At 39.7% G+C, this 26,005-nt stretch carries 15 protein-coding genes; 1 reads left to right on the forward strand and 14 read right to left on the reverse strand.

Going from position 1 to position 26,005, the window contains the following annotated elements; translation table 11 throughout:
• Positions 1-14 precede the first annotated feature (14 nt).
• Positions 15-203, reverse strand: a complete 189-nt coding sequence (locus tag OQE68_RS08200) for a transposase (RefSeq protein ID WP_180569406.1) — start codon at positions 201-203, stop codon at positions 15-17.
• Between the two features lie 1,116 nt (positions 204-1,319).
• Here OQE68_RS08200 and OQE68_RS08205 point away from each other — a divergent pair.
• Entirely contained in the window at positions 1,320-5,144 is a 3,825-nt protein-coding gene (locus OQE68_RS08205) for a hypothetical protein (RefSeq protein WP_180569405.1), read from the forward strand.
• 153 nt (positions 5,145-5,297) lie between these two features.
• Here OQE68_RS08205 and OQE68_RS08210 read toward each other — a convergent pair whose 3' ends face one another.
• The 13 genes from OQE68_RS08210 to OQE68_RS08270 all read right to left on the reverse strand — a co-directional run bounded on the left by OQE68_RS08210 (position 5,298) and on the right by OQE68_RS08270 (position 25,849).
• Complete coding sequence (locus OQE68_RS08210; RefSeq protein WP_180569404.1) at positions 5,298-7,856, reverse strand: hypothetical protein; 2,559 nt, start codon at positions 7,854-7,856, stop codon at positions 5,298-5,300.
• Between the two features lie 704 nt (positions 7,857-8,560).
• Positions 8,561-8,938, reverse strand: a complete 378-nt coding sequence (locus OQE68_RS08215; protein WP_180569403.1) for a hypothetical protein — start codon at positions 8,936-8,938, stop codon at positions 8,561-8,563.
• The gene (locus OQE68_RS08220) at positions 8,935-9,858 is read right to left on the reverse strand and encodes an alpha-E domain-containing protein (protein WP_180569402.1); all 924 of its coding nucleotides are present in this window, start codon (positions 9,856-9,858) and stop codon (positions 8,935-8,937) included. The genes OQE68_RS08215 and OQE68_RS08220 overlap by 4 nt, the downstream gene beginning before the upstream one ends.
• Positions 9,859-11,313, reverse strand: a complete 1,455-nt coding sequence (locus tag OQE68_RS08225; protein ID WP_180569401.1) for a circularly permuted type 2 ATP-grasp protein — start codon at positions 11,311-11,313, stop codon at positions 9,859-9,861.
• 797 nt (positions 11,314-12,110) lie between these two features.
• Positions 12,111-12,989, reverse strand: coding sequence for a transglutaminase family protein (locus OQE68_RS08230; protein WP_180569400.1), 879 nt, complete (start codon positions 12,987-12,989; stop codon positions 12,111-12,113).
• The gene (locus OQE68_RS08235; protein WP_180569399.1) at positions 12,986-15,460 is read right to left on the reverse strand and encodes a circularly permuted type 2 ATP-grasp protein; all 2,475 of its coding nucleotides are present in this window, start codon (positions 15,458-15,460) and stop codon (positions 12,986-12,988) included. The genes OQE68_RS08230 and OQE68_RS08235 overlap by 4 nt, the downstream gene beginning before the upstream one ends.
• A gap of 13 nt (positions 15,461-15,473) precedes the next feature.
• Positions 15,474-18,791 (reverse strand): transglutaminase family protein, encoded by a 3,318-nt coding sequence (locus tag OQE68_RS08240; protein WP_180569398.1) that lies wholly within the window; start codon positions 18,789-18,791, stop codon positions 15,474-15,476.
• A 51-nt stretch (positions 18,792-18,842) separates the two neighbouring features.
• Positions 18,843-20,165: a YncE family protein gene (locus tag OQE68_RS08245; protein ID WP_219340079.1), complete on the reverse strand. Its 1,323-nt coding sequence runs from the start codon at positions 20,163-20,165 to the stop codon at positions 18,843-18,845.
• Positions 20,166-20,263: 98 nt separating this feature from the next.
• Positions 20,264-21,679 (reverse strand): pyridoxal phosphate-dependent decarboxylase family protein, encoded by a 1,416-nt coding sequence (locus tag OQE68_RS08250; RefSeq protein WP_180569397.1) that lies wholly within the window; start codon positions 21,677-21,679, stop codon positions 20,264-20,266.
• 72 nt (positions 21,680-21,751) lie between these two features.
• Positions 21,752-23,443: an asparagine synthase (glutamine-hydrolyzing) gene (locus OQE68_RS08255; RefSeq protein ID WP_180569396.1), complete on the reverse strand. Its 1,692-nt coding sequence runs from the start codon at positions 23,441-23,443 to the stop codon at positions 21,752-21,754.
• A 91-nt stretch (positions 23,444-23,534) separates the two neighbouring features.
• A complete protein-coding gene (nadE, locus tag OQE68_RS08260) occupies positions 23,535-24,425 on the reverse strand; it encodes an NAD(+) synthase (RefSeq protein WP_180569395.1) in 891 nt (296 codons plus the stop codon).
• Between the two features lie 25 nt (positions 24,426-24,450).
• A complete protein-coding gene (locus tag OQE68_RS08265; RefSeq protein ID WP_180569394.1) occupies positions 24,451-25,173 on the reverse strand; it encodes a hypothetical protein in 723 nt (240 codons plus the stop codon).
• Positions 25,157-25,849, reverse strand: a complete 693-nt coding sequence (locus OQE68_RS08270) for a sulfotransferase family protein (protein WP_180569393.1) — start codon at positions 25,847-25,849, stop codon at positions 25,157-25,159. The genes OQE68_RS08265 and OQE68_RS08270 overlap by 17 nt, the downstream gene beginning before the upstream one ends.
• Between the last annotated feature and the right edge of the window lie 156 nt (positions 25,850-26,005).

Genomic DNA, 26,005 nt, shown 5'->3' on the forward strand with positions numbered 1-26,005 from the left:
GTCATTTTTGAACATCATTCTTGTTGATGTCCAGAAAAAATGGTGAGTGTTAGGTCATCCAATCTCCGATGACACTCTAGGCAGCGATAACTTTTTCGGGCAATTTGCTTTTGATGATTGCCATTACCTTCTACTTGTTGAGACTGGCAGTGAGAGCAGCTGATTCCATCAGGCCAACGTCTCTGACGAATAAACTGGTACATTACTCATCATTTACCAGTTTCGCTTATTACTGACTTAACTCAACCAAATAGACGCGCATAATACATCTTTGGTTGTATTATATGCCACACCCTAGGAATCCATATAAAGCCCTGTTTTTTAGATAGCTCGCTCTTCTTTCAGTCGAGTATTCTCTTTACGCAGCCTTTTTAGCTCATCAACTGAAAAAAGTCTCTTAAAAAATTGCTGGGTGCTACTTGGCCACTACAAGTTACAACCACTACCCATATAAGAACTAAAGAATGCATTAGTCAAAATGTAAAGATCATGTAAATATTCTAAATTTATGTAATAAATTTAATGTAAATCAACTAGTATATACCCAGGCTAGGTATCATTCACCAACCTTTTCAAGGAGGCTTATTGTATAGTTATCTACATGGTCAATGCTTTTGCTACATGTATAGGTTTTCAGAAGTAATTGACATTTAGTGAGTTATGGTTGGCTGCTTATTTGACTTACCCCAAACTCACTATAAACACAGTATATACACAATTTTAAACCACCTGAGTTGATTACTTTTTTATCTTAAAAGGGCTGATTTATTGGGTAAAATGATAGATAATGCTCTGAGAAGCTTAAAATAAAATGTTAGCGTATGCTTCATTTTTTTTATTTGCACTTTATTTGTTGTTTCTGAGGAGCAGTAAATACACCAGATGAGATACTACACCGGAAGATTCTAGTTTTTATACAGGTGCCTTTGCTTCCTATTAATATGGTAAATGTTCGGTAAGCCACGAAAAAACCATTGCGTAGCTCAATTTATTGTCAAAGTAATCAAGTTAAATAGCAAAATACATTATCAACTCAGACTCAACAACCACAACTCTTGTAAGTCTGAATAAATATAAATCATCTCTTTGTAAAAATGGAGTGGTAACAATTAAAATTAACAATACCCGACTGCGGGATTTTATTCTACTTAAAATATTCTTATTTATAGACTTGTCATATATGCTTTTTGTCCCCGCGGGAACACGATGAAACAACCATCAATCCCTGTGATGGTTCAAGCATGTAAGTGTCTTATATTTGGTTTGACCTACCTTTACAAGACCAAAAACTAACTACAGTATTGAAATATGGGTTTATTATGAATATAAAACCATTAGTATTAGCAATAAGCATTGCTTCTTTAAGCTCCCCATTAGTATTTAGCAAAACTCAAACACACCAGTGTATAGATAAATTAACCCCAGATCCTACTTGTAAACTGGATATTCGGACCGAAGAACAAAAATTTGCGGATACTGCCACCGCCATAACTCTATGGACAAAAAACACAACAGAATTAGTGAGTTATACACCTAATGAAATATTAAGTGCAACCTGTGAAAATTATGCTGTCGACTGCGATCGTTTTGTAACAACATTGGAAGCCTATTTAGAAAGGTTTGTCCGTACTAGGCATCTTGAAGATAGACATGTACAAACACTATTTGATGAGTTTCCTCGTCGCCAAAAAAATGATTTTATCAACGCATTTCAACATGCAGCTGTATTATTTTATACAATTCAAGGTGACAAATATCCAAATATTAGTAAGTCTTTCTCTGCAGTACAAAGCTTTTATTTAACAGCATTAAAATATGAATACCGGTATTATATACCTGAACATCAGGTTGAAAATAAATGGCGTGAAGTTGGTTTCTCCCTGGATCCATCGCGAACAGCACTATTAAGCGTTGCCAGACAAGTGTATAAAGAGCAAGTAGACAAAGAGCATGGTGAGGGTAAAGGCGAGGCTGCTTTAGATACACTAGATAAGAAAAGGATTGAGAAAAAAGAAGAAGTAAGCTTTTCTGCAGCAAACCCTCACCAATGGGTTTCAGGAATGAACACTGGGATGTGGACAGCTACAATTAATAATTATTACAGACATAACCGCATTCATATTATTTACCATCCTGAATATCAGTACCTAGTTTTAACACGAGCTTTAAAGCATGCCATTGATACTTGGAAACCAGAATTCAACGCCGATGGCACCCTAATTACTCCTCACCCTAAGGTAAGAATCGCTGCTATTGCCAGAGAAATAGTAAATGAGTATTCGGAACTAACTACGAATGAATTAAAAAATAAGCTAAGCTATGTTGATCGAATAAATAATCACGAGACGCATATCGATAATTTCAAAAAAAATATCAGCTTACTAAATCACTATTTTGATAACTCTGCGCAATCTAGTGCAAAATATCTAATAGAAAAAGGTCAAGCTATTCTAAAACAAGCAAAAATCACCAACAAAGATGAAGCACAACAATTTATAAACGAAACTCTTAAGGATGATAATTTAGGCTATTGGAATATTAATAAGCATGCTAAAGCAGGGCTAACAATATGGGCTAATGTCAATACGGCAGGTGTGTACGATGCTATTCAAAACCTAGTCGACTTTTTCCAAATCAAACCCTACTTAGACCATTGGCATACTGAACTAGCAAGTCGTCACCGTTTTACAGACTGGCCTGATCATTATTTAGCCGAGCTTGAAGATAAGGCCCTTTCGTCCGGTCTATCTGCTGCTGTCAATGTCGCCATGGCTGCTTATGGTGCGGTTGAAGGTATTATTGCTATACGAGCAAATACAGCAGCACGAAGAGCTGCTTTTACTGCTATCGCTAAAGAAGGCATGTTACCAGGCGAAGGTGAGTTTGCTGGTCCAATTCAAGAAACCAGCTTTATTGAAGAACCAACCGACAATACACCATCACCTGAAGAAACGAGTGAAGGTGAATCGAGCACAACAGAGTCTCCTCCCCCTGAAACGACATCTGAAGTAGAAACAGAAGCGCCCTTAACTGCTGAAGAATTAGCCGCAAAACATGCAGAAGTAAAAACTACGATCGACAATATTACTGCAAATAAACGAGTTATCGTTTTTAGTGGTTACTCTGGTCTTGGGTACGCTGACGCTACAGTTTACGCTGAATTTAATGAACCCTACGTAGATTTAGAAAATACCTTGTCTGTAATACTAGACAAGGAAATAGAACGTTATGGTAAAGACAATATTGTTGTTGTTGCAGGTGCAACAGAGGATGGTATCGGAACTGTCTATGGCGTTGCCAAAAGTAAAAATCTGACTACATTAGGCATCGTTTCTGAACAAGCAGAAGAATACCATGTGCCTATAGCTGAGGGTTGTGATCACTATGTCTACGTACCTGATCCCAATGGTAGTTGGAAAGTGTTGGACCCTAATGGTGAATCCTATATGGTGAATGTGGCTAAAGGCAATGCATCCTACAAAGGGAAATTCTACTCTCTAGGTGGTGGTGATGTGACTGTTTCCGAACTACAAGAAGCGGAAAGGTTAGGTATTAAAACGGAAGTTCACGAAAACTTCAGGCCAAATAAAGCCAAAGTAGATGAAAAAATCGCTAAGCTAAAATCAAAAGGTCAATACACAAAGGGGATGGACTTTACCCCAGTTAAAACCTACCAAAAACGAATTGATTTTCAAAATCGTAATAGAGCCATTGAGTACTCTAGGGTATCAGAAGAAAGTTTCGATCGCCCTCCAACCAGAGACCCCAAAAAACCGGGCCTATATAGAGACAGTCAGCATGTTCCCTATGTAAAAGACAGTAATGGAACTTATGTGCGGTTAATTGAAAGAAAATACACTCTCAACAACAAAACAATGACTAAATATTTCCTCCAACCCAGTAAACATGGATCTAACAATGGCTTTGACAGCTGGGAGGTAATCATAACAGAAGATGGTAGTTGGTGGTCTGTATCTGATCGATATACTGGAGGTCGTGGAGAAGGACCTGGATGGTGGAAGAAAAAAGAAAAACAAAACCCAACAGAACATCTAGATAATCGCCTTCGGAATAGGGAAGAAGGAGAGAGCAGTAGTAATAGCTACACAAATAGGGGAGCGGGTCTTACTAAAGAAACGGCTACCAATAATTTGCGCTCTGCCTTTGAGGAAAGAACCAACAACTTACAACTACATGTGTTTGACGAAAAGCCACAGAATGATGTGCTTAACCCAAATACGCCTGCTATTTGGGTCAGTGAGCTAAATCCAATTAGTTACGAGGTTCACTTACCAGGAGAAGAAGTAACGACTGTTGAATCACTTCCTGATGCTATAGCCAAAGTAGATAATTTTTATAGCCAACCAACTAATAAAATACTTTTTGAAACGAATTTACCAAGTAAGTTACATGAGCTATTGGGCAGAGATATACAGCTGCTAGATAGCCGTCCAGAGGCAAATTATAGCCAAGTTGCTATCTATAAAAGCACACGACTTCCTGGTAAGTATTCGCTCCACATGCCTGGTCAGCTACCAGTTCCTCTTGAAAATTTGAGCAAAATAGTTCACCTGATCCAGAAATATACAATAGGAAGGGCCTTTGGAGGCGATATTAATCTATTCAGTTATAATTTACTTCCCGATACATTTAATCCTAATCGTCCAGGTGGTCTTTTCCCTTCAAACCAATTAACTATTTGGCAAAGCACAAAAAGTCCCTGGGAGTACTCATTATATGTACCTGATTTGCCAGAAGGAGAACAGGTATTAACATTTAGTAACTTACAAGAAATAAAACCTACAATAGATGGCTTTAACTTCCGAAGATTAAAGGCTTATGTTGATACACACTTATCTGGAGAAGCTGATGTATTAGAGACTAAAGATGAGGATTTTCAGGCTAGAACAAAGTTTACTATTTGGCCCAGTAAGTCTGAAACTGGAAGGTATACTTTTTGGGTTCCTGAAGACAGTGAGATGAAGCTCAAGTATGATGACAGAACTGGTATTTATGCTCGCCGTGGACCAAATGAGGGCTTTGAATTAGTAAAAAAAGGCGCTTACCGTGTTGGAAGTGGTGGGTGGGAAGAAACCAGAATAGTCCTTGAAGCTCTCAAAACATCTCGCCCAGCCCAGCCATAAAATTTAATTTGTAATCGCTTGGTTAGTTTATATGTGACGTAATGTAAAACGTACTTTTTAGCTAAGTAGTTAAGATTTTATGATGAACCATTCCTGCCAAGGGTCACTTTAAATTCGATAGATAAACTATCTGCTAAATTGAGTTCCGCTACTTCAGGTAGCGGAATCAATCCCAGAAAACAGCTCAAACCAGCTACCTACTGTATTATTACGATACTCAAAAAGAGACGTTGTTTGTTGACCAAGTTTATTAAGGTCAATATCACTTATATTACGATCATAAATAATTTTCAGCCACTCCTTTGACCAATCTTCTAGTTTATAAATAGTACCGGAGGCTTTTTGTAAGCTATTGACTAGTGAGGGAGAGTGAGTTAGTTCAAAGTCAACCTCAGTTTTATCCAGTTTTTTTAAAGTTAATTTTTTCTGGGTTTTATTTGTAACCAAATATAATTGGGAATCCTGAATACCTACTTTCAACTTTAATAAATCGTACTTCTCAAGTAATGAAATTTTTGCGTTATTAATTTGTAGTTTTACTATTTTATTACTTTCAAAGTTGTCGTCATTAACTGTAAAACCTCCTTCTTCAATAAACTCATAGTTTTTTATTCCGGAAGATTCTATCAATGTTGTTATTTGATAGTCATAGAATGGTATCATAAAACCTTTTGAGCCAAAGGATAAACCCTCATTCATTGAGCCCTCTCCAGAGAAAACGACAGGAGTGCTCGAAAACTTCATAACAGTATTTACAAACTTGTTATCGAAAAATCCCTGAGCAATATAACCTTTGTAGCCTTCTGCATTTACTTCGTAAAGAGTATAATTATTAGCCGTCTTACCTTTATCAATTATTTCTAAGTCAACCTCTTGCGCTTGTTTTTTCAGAGAATCAATCTTGCCTGTAGCAATAATAATTGGTTCATTTTCACTGGAACATTGAGTTATCATCGACTTTATTACTAGAGCTAACACTCTTTTGCCGACACTAAGGTTAATACCTACGCTTGTATAATCATTAGTATTACCAGTATCCTCATAATCATAAAATGGTCTTTGATTGACTACTTGAGAATTCTCTCTTGCCATCATCAGGCAGAAGTTTTGTTTTATCAGGTCTTCAGTTGTTGTATTTTCTGCTGAATGGCCCTTAATCATTTTATAAAGGTCATGTGTTAATTGTTGTACACCTAGATCAACTTCATATGATTTTGCATTTGGAACACCAAAGCCAACTGCACCACGGGATAATCCAGTGAAGTAAGCATCATCAACTTTGGTTACCCCTGCCATTCCGCCAATTTCGCCAACCCTCAATAGATTGTTTTTGTCAACTGTGTGAAAAACTGAGCCAACGTTATACTGTATTTCAAACATAGGATTTAGTTTGTCTTTGATAACTTCTTGAACTAATTTATAACTATAGTTAGGGTCCCACTGACGATTAGCATTGTTATGTGTAACCACTTTAATGTTTTTATCCAGTAGTTTATCAATTAAAGTATTCGGAATTGAGTATCTGTAAAAATGTGCGTAGGCTTCAATACGCTCTTTAAGCTCTGGATACTTAGTCACTAAAGTTTGATAAAGCATCTGGAAGTTAACCAAATCACCAAATCCTGCAATGGCATATCCAGAAAGCAGAATTTTACCATCACTATTCTTGATACGTTCAAAAAAATTAGCTATTTCGGCTCTGTTGTGTTTTGTATGCTCTTTACCAAATTTACTTGAGTCAAAATTATTTATGTTATATTTCTCTGAATAATAGTTCTCTTCTTTTTGAGCCTGGATGTCATCAGTTTTAGTATCATAGCTGAGTGAAATTCCTTTATGTGTAACTAGAATTTTTTCATCTTGAGAGAGTTCCTGCTCTTTTGCTAACAGGCGACGATTTGCTTCTTCTCCATAGTCTCCATAACGCCCCTTAGTCTCAAATCGACTTAGTATTTTAGCAATTTCATCATCAGAGCTGCTAGCATAAATCCCAATTTTTTCAAGAGTTTTAAGGTAAGATACTTTCTTAAAAAAATTGATCAGTTGTTCATTAGAATATTGTAGAATTTTCCCTGAAAGAAAAGGTTCAGTACTTTGCTCACTGGTTGTTCGTAGCTCTGGTTTTTCATCCGGGCCATAATGTACAGCTTTTAGTGTGGTTCCTGAGCGTTCTAGTCTTAAACCCACATAGCCACGATTGGCATCTCTAAGAAATTTGAAAAAAAGGGTAATACCAGAAGTGTCTTCATTGAGTTGTTTAACAATATCTTGTTGGAATTGTTCATAAAGAGCTTTTGAGTTTATAACGGTATTCTGTCCAGTATGATCATAAGGGGGCATACTAACAAATAAAGGATGAGTATAATTTTTTAAGTGATGATTTTCATACTTGCTTGTATCCAGCTGTTTAATCCATTCATTGACCTCTTGGTAAACTGCTCTAATACCATCAGGTGTAACAAGTAATCCATTGATTGTGAAAGTTGAAATATTTTGTTGGAAATCTATAACCCTTTCTTTTAAGCTCTTTGACTCGTAAACCTGAGCATGTAACCCATTTTTATTTACCGCTCTCTCAAATGCACTATCTTTAGTATTTAGTAATTTTATACGATTATTTCGAGAGTTATATTGTTGGTAATCACTATCTTTCTGGCCATTGTTAGTGCTTACCTGCCCTTGTAGGGTAGAGTTAGAGGTTGACACATCCATACTACTTATACCACTCACTACTCTCATATAAACCCCAGCAAACATCTAAATCATCATAAAATGAAGAAGTATAGCCAGTTTTATGAAATTCATACAACAAGAATGTTCTATAGTCAAAGCGAATGGTTTTTAGGGGTGACAGCCAAGCAATGAAGCCAATGACGACAACAAACCCTAAAAATCATTCGCTAAGAGCATATTGGAATATTTTCAGCTATGTTGCTCAGTAAGAAAGTCCTAGTTGTGAATGCTCGTTAGTTCTAACTTTAACTATCTTAGTGTAATACCAACTGTTTTGTTGAATATTATAAATTCTTTCAATATTATTATTTTGGCTCTATATGGTTTCTTAGTAAGCTCTCTAAATAGAGAGTGTTGGAATTTAAGATATTCTCATACGACTAATTGCGTATTCATATCTAGTAACGACCTCCTATTATCTCAAAACATTTTGATCAAACTCCACTCAACCATTCCCCTTATCACACCTTTATTTATATCAAGCTCCTTAACAATACCTTTGAATAATAAGTTATAACACTAACAAATATTAGCATTTTACTTTGACTACTCATATCCCCCTCAAAAAAAACAATATATAGAGCAATAGCTTTTACCATAGAACACATCAGCAAACAGATTTATCAAACATTTTTATTAAAGACCACGAAAAACAAAAAAAAAAATACACCGCCAATAAAGCATCAATCAAAATCAGTTACCTCTTCCAGCCTTACTTCAATTTTTCTTGGCTTATTCTTTTGGTATGAATATGTAAAATAATGAAAGCTGTATGTTCGAGGAGTGATTAATTTGCGTTGAGGCTCTTCTACAACGATAGCATCACCATTTATTATGGTGTAAATATAAATAATAATTAGAATCTGTTTTTTTGATTGCGCTCGACTTAATATATTATATTTAATTCGACAGTTATTATTTTCACATTGATAAGATTGACGAGTTAAGATAATTTCAGCTGTTTCTTGCTTAGCTCTATAAAAAAGCAGCATGACAATCAGCGTAATAAGCACCCCGATTGTCAATAAAGCAATAATTATATTGCCGTATTCTTTAGTCAATGCAAAAAATACTGTTCTGAAAGCTGCTGATGAATATCCGCCAGGTCAATCTGTAATTCATCGATATAAAGATGTAGTATATTCGTGTCTTTTAGCTTGGCTGCATTCTGGGCGCGTAACTCATTAATACTATGTTCTATTCTATCCACCATATCAACATTATTGGGCATATCCTCTGTTAACCTGCGCAAGGTGTTTAAACAAAATAATACCGAGCGAGGGAACATATTATCCTGCAACATAAATTGGAGCACTTCACGGGGCCTGACTCTTACTCCCATTTGTTGACGATACATTTGATAAGCACTTAAGGAGCGCAACACACTCATCCATTGAATGTTTTCAAAAGGACGAGATGTTTGATTATGAATTAATCTTGCAGAACGCACATCAATTATTCGAGAAGTCATATCCGCTCGTTCCAGCAACGAACCAAAACGAATAAAGGTATAACCCAAATTATGATTTAAAGTGGCATCCAGCGCCCCAAAAATTAAATGGGCAGACTCAACGACATGCTTCATAAAGAAAAAACGACCACGTTTGCTTAACGCTCCTTGCGCATTTTCTTTAACAAAATAATAACTGCTATTAATTGCCTCCCACACCTGCCGTGGGATTACTTCTCTTACTGTCCTGGTATTATCCCGTGCATTTAATAATGCGCTGAGAATAGACGACGGATTATTCTTTTCAATAATTAAATATTCAAGTACACTATTTTCGGAAAAATCATCATACAGATCGCGAAATAGCTCACGGGTGCCAATAATATCTATCAATGGCTCCCAACCTGGCGATACCCCTTTAGGTAAATCCATCAATAACAAATTATTAACATTTACTAAACGGGCAATGTTTTCTGCTCGCTCAACATAACGGGCCATCCAATATAAAGTTTCTGCTACTCGTGACAACATTTACAGCCCCTCCTCTTCAACAATCCAGGTATCTTTGCTACCCCCACCCTGGGAAGAGTTCACCACCAAAGAACCTTTCACTAATGCCACCCGGGTTAATCCACCCGTTGTCACATAAGTTTGCTCACCAGCAGATAAAATAAAAGGTCTTAAGTCTACATGACGCCCTTCTACTTGCTCTTTATCTAAAGTAGGTACCGTTGATAAATTCAGGGTTGGCTGAGCAATAAAATTTCGTGGGTCAGCTTTAATTCGCTCGATGCATTGTAACTGTTCTTCACGAGTAGACTTCGGGCCAATCAATAATCCATACCCCCCTGATTCATTAGCAGGTTTCACCACCAACTGATGTATGTTTTCAACGACATAATTAAAATCATCAGATTCATTACAACGATAAGACTGCACATTGGGTAAAATTGCAGGTTCGCTTAAATAATACTGAATAATATCCGGCACATACGTGTAAACAACTTTATCATCAGCAACGCCAGCACCAGGTGCATTTACCAGGGCTACATTGCCTTCTCTCCAAGCCCTTAACAAACCAGGTACACCAAGCTGAGAATCCGGATTAAATGCTTCTGGATCTAAAAACAGATCATCAATTCGTCGATAAATGACATCCACCCGCAATAAACCAGAAACCGTTTTCATATAAACGCAATCATCGTCATTAACCACCAAGTCCCTACCTTCAACCAACTCACAACCCATTTCCTGGGCTAAATAACAGTGTTCAAAATAAGCGGAGTTATAAATACCAGGGGTTAACACTACGACTTCAGGGGTATCAAGAGGACGAGGAGACATTGCCGTCAACATATCAAATAACTGAGAGGGATAGTCACTAACCGGTAATACTGAGATTTGCTCAAATAGATCAGGAAACACCCGCTTCATTACCGAGCGGTTTTCTATCATATATGAAACTCCAGAAGGCACACGCAGGTTATCTTCCAGCACGTAAAAAGTACCATCGTTATTCCTAACCAAATCAGTACCACAAATATGCGCCCAAACGCCCTTTGGCGGACTGATACCTACACATTGCGGACGAAAGTTAACTGATTTATTAATTAGCTCACGGGGAAATACACCATCTTTAATGATATGCTGTTCATGGTACAGATCATCAATGAACAGGTTTAAGGCTTGCACTCGCTGAACTAAACCTGCCTCTACTTGTTGCCACTCATCATTACTGATAATCCGAGGGATAATATCAATAGGCCAGGCTCGATCAATAGAGCTCCCCTCGCCATAAACGGTAAAAGTAATCCCCATCTCCTTCACCGCAAGTTCTGCAGCAGCCCGGGCAGCTTCCATTTCCTTGGTAGATAAATCTGATAAAAACCGAACCAGAGCTTGACCAGACTGGCGAGGCCGACCATTATCATCAATCAATTCATCAAAAAAACCACTGCTTTGATACATTTGCCAGTCTATTGACATTAACATTCCCTCGTCGTTAAAGTTAAACTCTTGACTGTTAATTAATAGCAGTGATTTAGCGGGTTTTCATCAGAAAAGTACAGAGTTAAAACTAAGGAATTACTATATAATTGTCTTATATATGAGCGATATGAATAGTTTTTGCAAAGTTTATTTTTCAGATATATGACAATTTTATGATAGGCGTATCTTTGTCAATAATACCACTTTATTACTCTCTTTACTTCTTCTAGGAACAACTTGTTGTACTATTTGAACAAAAATCATTAACAAAGTATAAACAACCAAGCCAATTAATATGGATATAATTAAGATTAGTGCTAATTGTCTGTAATAAACTGGTCTATTCAAATCAAACTGATGTGCATGTTTGTAAGCTGTATCTGAATCCATCCAGTTAGCCTGAATATTTGATCTTTTTAATTGTTGATAAAATTGCTGCTCAGATAATAGTTTGCCTCAAATTAATAAGCACTCACCATCAAAATAAAGCTATCAGCCAGCCACAATGCTAATGGATATGGAGTAACAGGGTGTTCTAGAGCTAAAACAGGATGTATTTTTAGTTCTTGATAGGCCAAGGACGGCCTTTCAAGAGTGGCGGAAGAATAGTCTGTTACTCCATATCAAACACTGGATTTATTAGCAACTCCCTTGTACTTCACATGAGTCTTAGCAGACTCCTCCCCCTCATCCTAACCTTCTCCCCCAAGGGGTAGAAGGAACTTAACTACGAGCTTACCTGCAATAGTTTTGGAAAAAACTTTGGCTCAAGATATTTTAGAAAGGGCTAAAGGCTAATCCACCACCCTTTTCATATCCACAGCGACTTGCAATTGATGGCTGCCACCCCCGAACATAATGCCTTTTAGCGGTGTTACATCCCAAAAATCCCGGCCAATTGCCAGGGTGACATGTTGCTCGGTGGGTTGCAGATTATTGGTGGGATCGAAGTCTAGCCAGCCCCAGTCGGGCACATACAATGCAATCCAGGCATGGGTGGCATCGGCACCTTCCAATTTTTCTTGGCCTGGCGGTGGCAGGGTTTCAATATAGCCACTGACATAACGGGCCGCTAAGCCAAGGCTGCGCAAACAACTCAGGGCCAGGTGGGCAAAGTCCTGACAGACACCCCGCTTATGCTCAAATACCTCACTGACTGGCGTATTTGTCGTGGAAAACTCGGGGTCAAAGGTAAACTCATTAAAAATACGGGCCATTAAATCTTCACAGCCAGCCACAATTGACCGCCCAGGAACAAACGACTGAAAAGCATAATTCCTTAACTCTGCATTGGGTTGGGTAGCAAAGGTAGGTAAGCAAAACTCAGCCGCTTGTAAGCTAGCCAAATTAACAGGCTGCTGAAGCTGGTCTCGTGTTTGCTCCCAGGTTACTTGGGGGTCAGCCAGTGTCTGGGGCAGGGGTAAAATCTCTACTTCACTACTGGCCGTTACCACCATTTGCTCATGCATGGTGGGCACCTCAAACACTGATACTTGGTTATTAAAATAATCCTGAAAATACACTAAATAATCAGCATTAGGCATAATTTCCAACTGATGACTCAAACAACGCTGGTATTGATTAGTTTGCGGGGTTAGTCGAGCATGGTTTTGACTAAGGCTGACCTTCTCGTTGTACTGATAAGTGGTGACATGCTTAATCTGATATTTCATAGCTGCCCCACAGGATCAGTTGACCAATTAAGTTTATGAGCCGTTTTAGTGTGAGAAAAATACTGCACTTGGAGTATTTCTTTAAAAGCCTCCAGGTGTTGTTTAGCCAATTCCATTAGCTGCTGTAATTGCAAACGACTTCCGTCTTCCACTCGACAAAGCTGATGCCTATCAATTAAATTGCAATCTGCAAACAGCCTCAGTAACGCTTTTTCAGTAATACTCATAAACCCAGCTTTACTTTTACTTGGCAGCCATTTACATAATGAAGTCAGCTTTTTTACTTGAAATGCTAGCGATCTGGGATATTCAGCATCTAACAACAACAGCTCAATACCTGTATCCACCCCCTGATACATCCGATAACGCCGCCGATGAGTAATTGAGCTCACCTGGACAACTAAAACAGCTTCTAACAAACTTTGCTGTTGAGCCTCTGGCAACTCATCACACAACAGTGCTGCTACCATACTGGCTAACTGCGTACTGCGCTCCAAGCGCCGTCCAATATCCAATACAAACCAGCCATTGCTGTTAGAAATACTGTCTACTACAGAGCCATTAAATGCCATCAGCAAACCAATGACACGATCCAGCATCGATTGAAGCATATGAGTAGCCACGAACGAGGCTTCTTTTTTCAGGCGTCGAGCTTCTACCTCCAAGCTCTCGACAATTCGCAGACTGTCATAAGACAGCAACTCTCTAACCTGCATGGTAGAGCCCAGCAAGGCACTAAGGGTGCTGTGCACACTACCAGCGATTTCAAGGCTATAAATACATTGGTGAGCTAACTGCTTACAGGCAGAAGTGGAAGTATCCGTTTCCAGCAAAGGCTCACTTTTATAGGGATAAAGTAATAATTGCTGCTCAATAGCCGCTTTAATTCGAGCAATGGCTATTCGGCTTTTAACATCTGGGTAAATAGCCAGCTCGGTAAATAAATCAATAAACAGCCTTAATAGCCGACAAACATCTTCACAACGCTCAAGATAACTACCCAACCAAAACAGGTTTTCAGCGGTACGGCTGGGGATAAGCCCTTCTACCAACGCCAGATCTGACGTTTTACGCAATGATTTGGGTAGCACTGGTGCCAACTCGGTAGGAGACTGGGTTTGTACCCAGGTGTCTTTGATTAGGATATTGTTATCCATCGAGTGAGACATACACAATGCTGAAGGCAACACACTGATTTCACCTTTATGCACCAACGCAAAACAACGTAAAAACATAGGTTTTGCCTGTAATTGCTTATGCTGCCAAAAAGGCGCTTCAGTCAGGTTAATTTTACGTTGAAAAAACACCTGCTCAGGGATGGCATTAATTAGCGATCGGATTTCATCTGACTCCAACGCCCCATCCAGCTTGTTCGTAGCGCCCCAATAACTGCATAACTCATAGCTTGGCCAGTCGGCCTCTGCTAATGCCATGGCAGGTACTGTTTCAGGCTCGGCTAACAGCAGTTGCTCGCCTAACAAATACTGAGCAATCTGGGCAGCATGGGTTCTAATGGTCGGCATCATTAATAAGCCATTACCAAACGGATTAAGCAACTTTACCGTTTGCGAGCGTACGGCTTGAAGTAAGCCTGGAATTCCCTTTTGCGAAAAATCCGCCTGCTCTAGCGTGTCCAGAAAGCGATCATCTATCCAGCGCAGAATCACATTCACCTTTTTCAGGCCATCCAGTGACTTTAACCAGACTTTGCCTTTACGTACTGTCAGGTCAGCACTGCGAACCAAGGTATAGCCAAGATAGGTGGCTAAAAAAGCATGCTCAGAATAGTAAGGGTCATCTGGGCCACTGGTGAGAATGACTACCCGTGGGTCCTTAAGCGTCAGTGTCGATTGGCTAATGGCCTGTTGTAGATAATGGAAAAAATCCGCGATACGCTCGACCTGGCACTCGGCAAACTCTTCACTCATAATCCGCCGGGCAATAATCCGGTGCTCCAATAGCACCCCAAGTCCTTCAGGCACTTGGCAATAGTCATTGAGCAGATAAAACTGGCCGTTATAATCTCGGCCAACATCCATAGCCACTAAAAACAACCCAGTCTCACTGATCGGTAAGCTATAACGTTCACGCAAATACTCTGAATGAGCAAACAATTGCTCCGCTGCAATCAGCCGTTGGGTTAGCAGCCCTCTGGCCCCTTGCAAGTCACAAAGAATAGCATCAAGCAAACGAACCCGCTGAATCACCCCTTGCTCCAGCTGCTGCCACTCAGCTTCCGGCACTAGCCAGGGCAAAGGGTCCAGCTGCCATGATCGTTTGCCACCACTATTAACAAAGCCACTATTAAGCAGCAGGCGCTTAATTTCAGTGGCGCGATGATTAATATCTCCACTACTAAGATGCTGTAGATAATGAAAAGCAGCCGCATCCTTGCCAGGATGCTGGGCCAGGTATTGCGATATCCACTCCGGCAAGCTCGTTGGGTCCAACACCCCCTGGGTTATATCCACTATTCTGCCTGCCTTATCGGTTGAGAGATCGTCGTAAGTCTAAAGTATTGGGGTAGTCAGCATTTGTCGGCTCTTCCTTGGGTAACACAAAATCGACTCTTGCAGGGTGAGGGCTCAACTGACGTGTAATTTTGCCAGCTATCGATGATGACTGATCTTGCTGCCGTTCTTTTGGTGGAACATAAGGAGGAGTATGGCCATGATTCCAAAATCGAGCAATGCGTCGCCCTTCGGCCTCAAAGGCATTGACTGGAAACACCCCGAAAAAACGGCCACCTGGGTGAGAAACATGGTAGGTAAAGCCCCCTACTGATCGCCCAGACCAACTATCAAACACATCAAACACCAGCGGCGCATGTACCCCAATAGTAGGATGCAAACCCGAAGCGGGTTGCCAGGCTTTGTAGCGAATACCTGCCACAGCCTCACCCTTGGTTGGAGTACGATGCAAAGGCACTCGACGCCCATTACAGGCAATAATGTAACGATCTTTAGGGATGTTGGTGACCCGCAACTGCACACGCTCCAGTGACGAATCAACAAACCGGGCGGTACCTTGTGAGGTAGCCTCTTCTCCCAGCACATGCCAGGGCTCGATAGCAGTTCTTAGCTCAAGGTGAATATGATCAATCTCTCTGGAGCCACACAACGGAAACCGAAACTCAAAAAATGGCGCAAGCCATTCAAGCTGAATGCTATAACCCGCTTGCTGCAAATCCTGGCAGATTTCTTCCATATCCTGCTTAACAAAGTGGGGCAGTAAAAACTTGTCATGCAGTTCAGTCCCCCAGCGAACCAATGGTTTATGGTAAGGCTTAGTCCAAAACCAAGCCAGCAGTGTTCTCAATAGCAACATCTGCATCAAGCTCATTCTAGGGTGAGGCGGCATTTCAAAACCACGAAACTCAACCAAACCCAGCCGCCCCGAAGCTGAATCGGGTGAATACAACTTATCGATACAAAACTCAGTGCGGTGAGTGTTGCCCGTGAGGTCTACCAGTAAATGACGTAATAAGCGATCTACCAGCCAGGGAGTAGGTACCTCCCCTTCTGGCATATGGGAAAAAGCAATTTCCAGCTCATACAGCAGCTCATCACGGGCTTCATCCACTCGGGGTGCCTGGCTGGTCGGGCCAATAAACAGGCTGGAAAACAAATAGGAAAGACCAGGATGATGTTGCCAATAAGTAATAAAACTGCGCAGTACATCAGGCCGGCGTAAAAATGGGCTTTGCATTGGGGTTGGTCCACCCAGGGTGACATGGTTCCCTCCGCCCGTGCCGGTATGGCGACCATCCAACATAAACTTATCTGTACCCAGGCGGGACTGTTTGGCCAGGGCATATAAGGTTTGGGTGTTATCACTCAGTTGTTGCCAGCTGCATGATGGGTGAATATTTACTTCAATAACACCCGGGTCTGGTGTGACTGCAAATTTTTCTAGGCGGCTATCGGATGGCGGTGGGTAGCCTTCCAGTAAAACTGGTTGCTGACACACTTCTGCTGTGCACTCCACGGCTTGTATCAGCTGTAAGTAATGCTCGGAATAACTGAGGGGTGGCATAAAAACATACAGCTTGCCATCACGCGCTTCGACACTGAGCGCTGTTTTTATCAGTTGCTCACCTACATAACCTTGCTGCTGCTTGGTGATCTCATCGAACCCTATCGGGATATCAACCGGGTCTCTGTCTTCAACCAAGTCGGCATCCCCCAAGCTTTGCAAGGGAAGCCGATAACCTATAGGGGAATCCCCCGGCAACAAAAAGCAGTAGCCCCGCTTAAAATGCCACACACAACTCTGCCAGCCATCAAACTGATAATCCCACTGCAAGGGAAGCACATAGCCTGCGGGCTTATCTAAGCCCCGCTCCATTTTTTGCAAAAACCCTTTACGGGTCATTGCCTGGAGCAATTCCGGCTGTTTGGGTGAAACGGTTTCTGGCAAGCTGCCTTCTTGCCACAGGTGATACAACACATCTTCATAAGCCGTTACTAACGCCTTTTCAGTTAAACCCAACTGGCTGATCAGCTGTTTCGCAAATGATCGGGCACTCGCTTCTGTGCAGTCACCTGGCTGGTTAAGATCTGCCTGTAGCTTAGGGTTATGCCAAATAGCCCTTCCATCTTTGCGCCAATAACAAGCATATTGCCAACGGGGCAGCGGCTCACCAGGATACCATTTACCCTGTCCATAATGACGCAAGCTCCCCTTAGCAAAGGTTTGCTCCAACCGCATAAACAAGTTATGCGCCAGTTGCCGCTTTTCTAAGCCATCTGCTTCAGTGTTCCATTGGGGACTTTCCATATCATCAATAGAAATGAACGTGGGCTCTCCTCCCATCGTTAACTCAACCCCAAGCTCCCTTAATTGTGTATCAACCTTTTCACCCAGCTGGTTAATAGCCAACCACTGCTGATCAGAGTAAGGTTTGGTGACCCGTGGTGTTTCATGGATGCGAGTGACTTTATTAAGAAAGCTCAACTCTGCTTCACACTCATCAATATTGCCCGTTACAGGCGCAGCAGAGGCTGGCTCAGGGGTGCAAGCCAGAGGAATATGCCCTTCACCAGCAAATAATCCTGAGGTTGGGTCCAGTCCTATCCATCCAGCCCCTGGCACATACACTTCAGCCCAGGCATGGAGATCAGTAAAATCCTGCTCTGGACCACTGGGGCCATCTAACGACTTTTCATCGGCGGTTAACTGCACTAAATAGCCAGAGACAAACCGAGCAGCTAACCCCATTTGACGAAACAGATGAACTAATAACCAGGCAGAATCCCGGCATGAGCCGATTTTTCGCTTTAAGGTTTCATCTACTGATTGAATACCCGGCTCTAGCCGTATGTTGTAACCAATGGACTTAAAAACGGCCTGGTTGACTGCCACTAAAAAATCCACTGTAACCAGTTCTTCCTTTGGTTTTACAGAGTCAATCAAGGTTTGAAATGCCTTAGAAGCGGGTTCTGTTTTCAGATAGGGCAACAGGTCATGCTTAAGCTGTCGTTCATAATCAAAGGGAAAATTGTCTGCATAAGATTCTAGAAAAAAATCAAACGGGTTAATTACCGTCATGTCAGCAACCAGGTCGACGGTAAACCAGAATTGACGAGTTTGTTCTAGAAATACCACCCGAGCCAAATAATTACCAAACGGATCCTGCTGCCAATTAATAAAGTGTTTTTCAGGAAATATTTTCAAAGAATAGCTTTTAATCGGGGTGCGACTATGAGGTGCCGGACGCAGCCGAAAAACATGGGGAGACATACTCACAGCTTTGTCGTATTGATATTCTGTGTGGTGGGTTAGCCCAACCGTTATGGTCATAAGCAGTTCAATCCTTTGATTATATTCCTTTAAAAATGGGTTTCGCTTTAGTTACAAAAATAGTACCGTCCAATCTATTGGCACATAACCTTCGCGAATTCGTTGCGGGTGATCCCCCACATCAATACGAACAACTTCCTCTCCTGTTTTGTAATTGATAACAGACATCTGATCAGTCTCACTCCAGGAAATATAGCAATTTTCCCCAGCCTGATCACTGGTAACCCAATAAGGCTTTTTTCCCAGACCAGTAAGCAGTTGATATTCATACGTATTACGGTTCACCAGTGCGACATAATCATCCATGGTACCCGCCACACATAAAGTGTCACCCGCACTGTTCATCGCAATACCATGATGGGCCGAGTCATTAACATACTGATTGATGGGCATAGCAGGCACCAGGTTAGGTAACTGTACCAACCGGGTTATTTTGTCTTGCTGCATATCATATTCAACGAAACCGTGAAGAAATGATAATTGAAAATAAAAAAATCGCTCATCAGGTGAATGAGCCATCGGGCGGATGGCTGGGCTCAGACCATGCAAGCCTGCCTGTTTTAACTTATCCGCCATATTGAATTGCTTAATAATTTTTAGCGACTTGGTATCAACAACCTGAAATGTGCGTTTACCCTTAGTAAAGTCCAGAAAATACTCATCCAGAGGTGTAAATACCATACCAATACTGGCGTGATATATTTTACTGCCATCTTTGGAGTAAACATTCTCATGGGGTGAGTCACCACTTGGAAACTGCCCTAATTCTTCACCGGTTTCCACATCCAGGATATGAACCACTTTACCCGTTGAAGCAGAAACAGCCACCTGAGTGCCATCCGGAGATAATGCCATATGGTCTGAACGAATACCTTTAACAGGAAAGCGCCAGACTATTTCATTGGTAGCGATATCAATGCCAACTACATCGGCAAAACTGGGCCGGGACACAATTAACAGACGCCCATCCCTTGTACTATACATGTCGTCCACAAGCTGGTCATGACCTTCACCAATAAAATGTCGGATTGCCTGGAAAGCCAACAGTTTGATTGGGTTAAAAATAATCTCTCTCATTCGCTCCCTTTTATCAGGAACACCATTGATACGCCCTAGTTTGGCGTATGTTTTAGCATCGATAACATCAATCATCCCCTCCCAGTTATTACCGACAAAGATAACCCGGCGAGCTTCCTCTTTAATCACTTTATTGGCTGATAAAGCACTACTGGCAACTCCCCCTAGAAGGAAACCGACCAATAAAGTGATGACCAACTTAGACAACTGTTGAAATGGTCTTCTGAATAGGCGCTTATGGAATAGGTACTTATGAAATAGCTGCTTATGAAATAGTTGCTTACGGAATAAATGCATCGCTTTCTCCTTGTTTTTATTTATTTGACTCCTCTAAAAATACTTACAACAGCTCGTATATGATATGGTAAAAATCACCTATTACTCACAACCACGCTTTAATACATTGCCGAAACCGTTTCAAGTACCTCAATTATAATGTCAACATCTTTACTTTCCGTACGCCAATTGCAAAAAGCAGCACGTATACCGTATATACCTTCCATCTCGCCTTGTGAGAGAAACACTTTTTCACTACTGTTAATATGTTGTAAAACTTCTAGAGTGCGCTGCTTTTGATCAAAATTACTAGGGATAATAGGTGCGAAAAAAACAATATTCTTATATACTGGCGACAGCAGAGCATAATTTATAGATTGGTCAATCCATGAGCCAAGTTTTTTTGCACACTCACAATTTCTTGCAACCCACTCAGTAATACCTGACTTGCCATATGCCTGTAATGTTGCAAATATCGGTAATGCCCTGAATGCTTGTGACAGCTGTATCCCACGATGTGACTCAGATGACTCTTCTTCCGTAAAATTTAAGTATGAATCATTGCAATGATTAGCTCGCTCAAGTAGAGCCATATGCCTTGTCATATAAAAACCACAATCCAGTGGTACGTTAAGCCATTTATGTGCATCAGCAGCAAGTGAATCAACCTCTTCCAGTCCACGTATTAAGTGTTTTTTTTCTTCTACAAGACGTGTACAAATACCAAAGGCAGCATCAACATGTAACCATGCGCCATGACGAAAGCAAATATCTCTGAGGATTAATAAATCATCAAAATCACCTGTTGTGACAGTACCAGACGAAGCCACAACTATACAGAAAGGCGATGATGCTTTTTTTAACAGTTTTTCCAGACTATCAGGATTTATTGCCTCTCGCCCAGGAAGATGATCAACACATATAAGCGAGTTTCTACCAAATCCAGTCACTCCTAAAGCTTTGATTAAGCTAATATGAGGTTTTGCTGAAAATATCTGTATTTTCGGTAAATCCTGAATACCATCTTCACTCACATTAATACCTATTTTTTCTCCAAACCATTCACGAACATTAATCAACGCAAGGATATGTCCTATTGAGGTACCTGCAACAAAAGTGCCTTGCATAAAAGGAAGATCAAACAGATCTAGTAACCAATCCATTGTACGCTTCGTAATAATTGAAGGTAATTTCATTGCTGGACTGGATACCGGCATTTGTCCAGTGCTTGTAGCTAGTAAATGTCCAATTAATGCAGCTGGTGTGATACCTGCGGCAACATAGGGTAAATATCGTGGGCTCAATCGAGTAGAAAAAAACGGCAGTATTGACTGTTGCCACAACGACAGCATTTCAGCACTGCCAATACCATGGTCAGGCAGTCTACCGAAATTTGTAGGTATATGTTTTAAAGAAACTAAAGGTGGGCGACTATCTATTTCATGCCAAAAATCAACCGTCAATTGATAACAAATACCTAATAGGTTTTCAAAATCAACCAAATCATCTTTTACTTTAAATACTGACATCTTCATTAGGATTCATATCTAGACATAATAAAAGTAGTAATAATACCAGCAAAAAAGAGTATCAACTTATAATTTTAATCATACACGATTAGGAATTGTATAGTCGTAGCACAAAGGCCAATTTTTCCGATTTTCTATATAATTATCAAGATGAGAAAAAATACTTTGGTCTTTCTCTAAAAAATGTGTTCCTAAAAGGCAGACTCGATAATACCAAAGCAAATACATTTCCACTTCATAAAATTTGTAATATAAACTAACTTTCAAGTCGTTCAAAAAATTTGAAATTTTTTCTTTAAGCACACTCTCAAAAAATTCAATTCTCTCTTTTTTATACTTATTATCATTTATTGTAATGTAGTATAAGGCATCTAATGCTCCAGTAGACATTGCAACTGAATTCTTTTGTTTTTTTAATGAGTAATCAGGTAAAATAGATCGTATACTATTTCGCCAAGCTATTTTATCATGAACTTCAATATGTGCTGGTGATTGCATATTATGCCAATTGTAAATTTTGAGTTTTTCACTCATAGGTATTGATAAAAAGTCTTCTATTAAATGGACAAGGGGTGTTCTGTTTTCTAGTCCGTGCTCTCCAAATACCAAGCCTGGCCTAACCCCTTCTCCATAAGGGAATTGCATCGCCAGATGATAAAACATATCATTAAGGTCAAATCCTCTTTGCTGAAAATAAAAAGGCCATGGTTTATAACTGGCTCCAGCTTCATCGGGACCACCTGCTGTCATAATAGCTTTACCACCTTGCTCTTTTACACATTGCGCGACACAGTCTTCCGCTAAGCCACAGCAAACATTCATTAAGTTTGGGCCTAAAGCTTTTAAAACGCGGTCAAGAGGAGCAACACCACTTGATGAGTTAATTATATACTCTGGAGTTAATTGAATAACGTAGTGACGTATAAGTAGTCCTTTTTGCTTTAACAACTGTACAGTTGCATTAGCTTCATTATAATCACCTAATGTTATGTTTTTTGGATCTTGCTCCGACCAAGGTACAACTGTAATCGCACCACCAAATTTACCCTGGGTTGCAGTAGCAACACAAGCTGTTACCGTTTGACTATCTATTCCACCTATCGTTGTAAAAAGCACCTCAGGTTTGTCTGGAATACGAATTTCTACCTGCTTTTTAACTTTTTCCATTATGCATTCAGGTGCTATAAATTTTCTTGATTTTTTTCTTTTTTTTGATAAATTAAACCATTCTGAGAAATGAAAAGATCTATTACTGTATTTACCAACACTACCAGGCATAACGGTATATACCTTGGTAGGTCTGATACAGGCCGCTGACTCAACAGTACTTGTGATTATAAGGTCATTTTCACTATTGTATGCGTATACAAGTGGTGATATACCCCACCTATCTCTACCAATATATAAAGTATTATTTTTTACTAAAATAAAAGCAAACTGCCCTTCTATTTCACTAAGAAATTTTTCACCGTAATTAATAAACCCTCGCATTAATAACTGTGTATCATTAATAGCACATAGCTTATATATTTCATTTAATGACTGCCAGTTATAAATCTCCCCATTCCAGATTATATAACTATCTTCTTCAAATAGCGGCTGCTTATTCTTGCCTTCTTGCACAAAAGCAAGCTGAGCATGCCCAAAAAAACCTATTGATGTCCTTTTGTAGTCAGAATATTCAGGCCCTCTACGTTTAACAATGGAAAAAGCCTGTAGAAATATATCCTCTTCTATTTCACTACCAATCAAAGCGGTAATACCACACATAGAACTCCTTACCCTAAATATTTACTAAAAAACTATTACAAAATTTCATATCAAATTCTTGTGGAAGGTATATCATTTGTAGGAGATAGGCTCAATTAATATATGTTTCTACTTCTCTATCACCATAGCGTTTTCTCATTGCATACATAGACATCAACCGATCGGCTACATCTACGTCAAGTTTTTTTCCTTCTAGAAAATCGTCAATTTCATCATAAGTGATTCCGTTACCAAAGATATCTTCATCAGTTAATTTAGGGTTCTTTACTGCTAGACCACCCTCTGGTTTTCTGTTAATCACACCTTCTGGAACACCTAGTTTACTTGCCAATGCAGATATTTGTCGCTTGCTAAGATCTGTTAAAGGTGCAACATCACAGCATCGTGTTCCCCACAAAATGCCTAAAAAAGTAAAAATCTCTGCTGCATTATGACATCCCATAACTACTGAATTAGTTAGTAGTCCCCATGAATTTAATGTAGCCATCATCATTCTTGATATATTTTCCGAACGACAAAGATTCGCTAGGCTTGCATTTTTGGCAACAGCAGCAAATGAAATAAATGGATGTGACTCTACTCCCCTATCACCAAGTTTATTCAAAATATCTTCATGCAAAATATCAACAGGTGGTTGCATATTCATTTCATATTTCTCATCTGGGTCCAAGAACTCAACCATTTCCAAAGCATAATCCCTATCATGTCTTATGCCATATGGCATATAAAGGCTATGAAATTTATAATCATACTCTCTATTCGGATCGTTATTGAGATTTTTTATTGCAATTTTAACCAAACCACCAACAACAGCAGAGTCAATGCCACCACTAATACCCACTACAGCGCCCTGCGCTTTCCTTTCAAGAATTTGCTCTGCGATAAAATCAGCACGAGCAATTATTTCTTGCTTTGGATCAATATATGGCCTAACTTTATATTTTTTTCTAACTTTAGAAATAAAGGATTGGCTATAGCTCATTTTTATACCTTAATAGTTTAATTTATTACGTTATATGAAAATGGAGGCTTTTCTTCAATAAAGCAATACCAGCTTTATTTAACGAAAAAAGTTTGTTTTTATGCTTATCATAATCAAAACGGATACCAGAAAATGGTTTCTCTCCTTCAAAAAGAAAGTCATCATATTGTATAGTGCCAAGAACTTTGAAACCACACTGGGTTCGTAATGATTGTGTTACAGGTGAAGTTGATTGCGTTATGCTAAATTGATAGCCACGATTGGCAAAGTGAGATGATGCAGTCTCTATCAGCCACCGCCCAATACCTTTACTTGAATTTGATGCAGAAATTGCCGTAGTAAATATTTCAACATATTCACCACGCGCCACTGTCTCAATAATGCTTTGGGGGAAATACATATCCATTAGTTGCGACAACAATGCAGCACTAGGCTCTGCTCGGCTGTTTTTATGAAAAAATACAGGAGTTGTTAAATCTCGACAAAGAGTACCACCAATAATATTACCTTTTTTATTACGACAAACTAAAGACAATTGATCATCGTAAGTTTGCTCTATAAATGAAAGACATGTATCGTACATATTTATAAAAGAAACACCTAAGTGTTTACAAAGAGGCTCGTACTTTACAAATGATTGTGCTATTACATACGCAGTTTCATGCACATCCAACTTACGCATATTATCACAAGTTATAGCACAAAACTGAGCAGGTATTAAAGGTTGAGTGTCATTGTGCTCTTGCATGATTTTTTCCTGTAAAACCTGCTTGAAAATCATTTTTCATACTCTTTAAGAACACATCACGCGAGTTCAAGTTGGGAAAAGGAGTATTCTTTTTTAAATTGATACCAAGAAAATTTAGTAATGGCGGCCAGCCGTCTTTAATATTGTATATTAATAAGCGATCTGAAGGGACATGTTCTATTACATCGTTATTCCACTGGTTATACATATCTATAGCATAAGATTTATCCAGAAAACGTCCTTGAAATATACTATTCCATACACTTTCATGCATGAATTGCTTTCGTTTTTTTCTGTAGCGATAACGAGCTGAAAATGGAGCCAGTAATTGTGTGCGAAGGACATTCGTTCGACTAGCGAGAAACACTGTGGTTTTAGCACTTTCATACCATGATTCAGCATCACGTATATTTAGCAACACTTTCGCATTTGGATATTCGACCATTAATTCACGATAGAAGCAACAGGCAGGCCAGTCTAATGTGGCTTGATAAGGTTCAAAAAAGGAATTCCAATCTACGAGCTTCCCTGTCAAGGCATTAAGAAAAAAGTCAATATGATGGGGATTTCGTATAACCTCATCCATATGATAACAGGGTGAATAGCCTACTATTGCAAGTGCTTCACGTATTGAAACAGTCCCCGTCCTACCAAAGCCAGCCCCGATGATATGCATAAAAATCCTGTACGATAATACCTTGGTTAATTTTTCATATGACTCTATTGTCGAGTAGTACATGCTATCTAAATCTGCCGATATCTTTCTCAATATATTAATTATATCAACAGTTTGTTGAACAAACTTCCATAAAACTAACTAAATACATATAGT

Origin of the sequence: Spartinivicinus marinus, from assembly GCF_026309355.1 — a bacterium.
Taxonomy (GTDB): domain Bacteria; phylum Pseudomonadota; class Gammaproteobacteria; order Pseudomonadales; family Zooshikellaceae; genus Spartinivicinus; species Spartinivicinus marinus.

Bases quoted from the DNA above. Each gene is read 5' to 3' on its own strand.
- OQE68_RS08250 (WP_180569397.1), bottom strand. From the start codon at position 21,679: ATGAAGATGTCAGTATTTAAAGTAAAAGATGATTTGGTTGATTTTGAA.
- OQE68_RS08270 (WP_180569393.1), bottom strand. From the start codon at position 25,849: ATGCATATCATCGGGGCTGGCTTTGGTAGGACGGGGACTGTTTCAATA.
- OQE68_RS08205 (WP_180569405.1), top strand. From the start codon at position 1,320: ATGAATATAAAACCATTAGTATTAGCAATAAGCATTGCTTCTTTAAGC.
- OQE68_RS08255 (WP_180569396.1), bottom strand. From the start codon at position 23,443: ATGTGTGGTATTACCGCTTTGATTGGTAGTGAAATAGAAGAGGATATA.
- nadE (WP_180569395.1), bottom strand. From the start codon at position 24,425: ATGAGCTATAGCCAATCCTTTATTTCTAAAGTTAGAAAAAAATATAAA.
- OQE68_RS08245 (WP_219340079.1), bottom strand. From the start codon at position 20,165: ATGCATTTATTCCGTAAGCAACTATTTCATAAGCAGCTATTTCATAAG.
- OQE68_RS08225 (WP_180569401.1), bottom strand. From the start codon at position 11,313: ATGTCAATAGACTGGCAAATGTATCAAAGCAGTGGTTTTTTTGATGAA.
- OQE68_RS08210 (WP_180569404.1), bottom strand. From the start codon at position 7,856: ATGGATGTGTCAACCTCTAACTCTACCCTACAAGGGCAGGTAAGCACT.
- OQE68_RS08220 (WP_180569402.1), bottom strand. From the start codon at position 9,858: ATGTTGTCACGAGTAGCAGAAACTTTATATTGGATGGCCCGTTATGTT.
- OQE68_RS08200 (WP_180569406.1), bottom strand. From the start codon at position 203: ATGTACCAGTTTATTCGTCAGAGACGTTGGCCTGATGGAATCAGCTGC.
- OQE68_RS08265 (WP_180569394.1), bottom strand. From the start codon at position 25,173: ATGCAAGAGCACAATGACACTCAACCTTTAATACCTGCTCAGTTTTGT.
- OQE68_RS08240 (WP_180569398.1), bottom strand. From the start codon at position 18,791: ATGACCATAACGGTTGGGCTAACCCACCACACAGAATATCAATACGAC.
- OQE68_RS08230 (WP_180569400.1), bottom strand. From the start codon at position 12,989: ATGAAATATCAGATTAAGCATGTCACCACTTATCAGTACAACGAGAAG.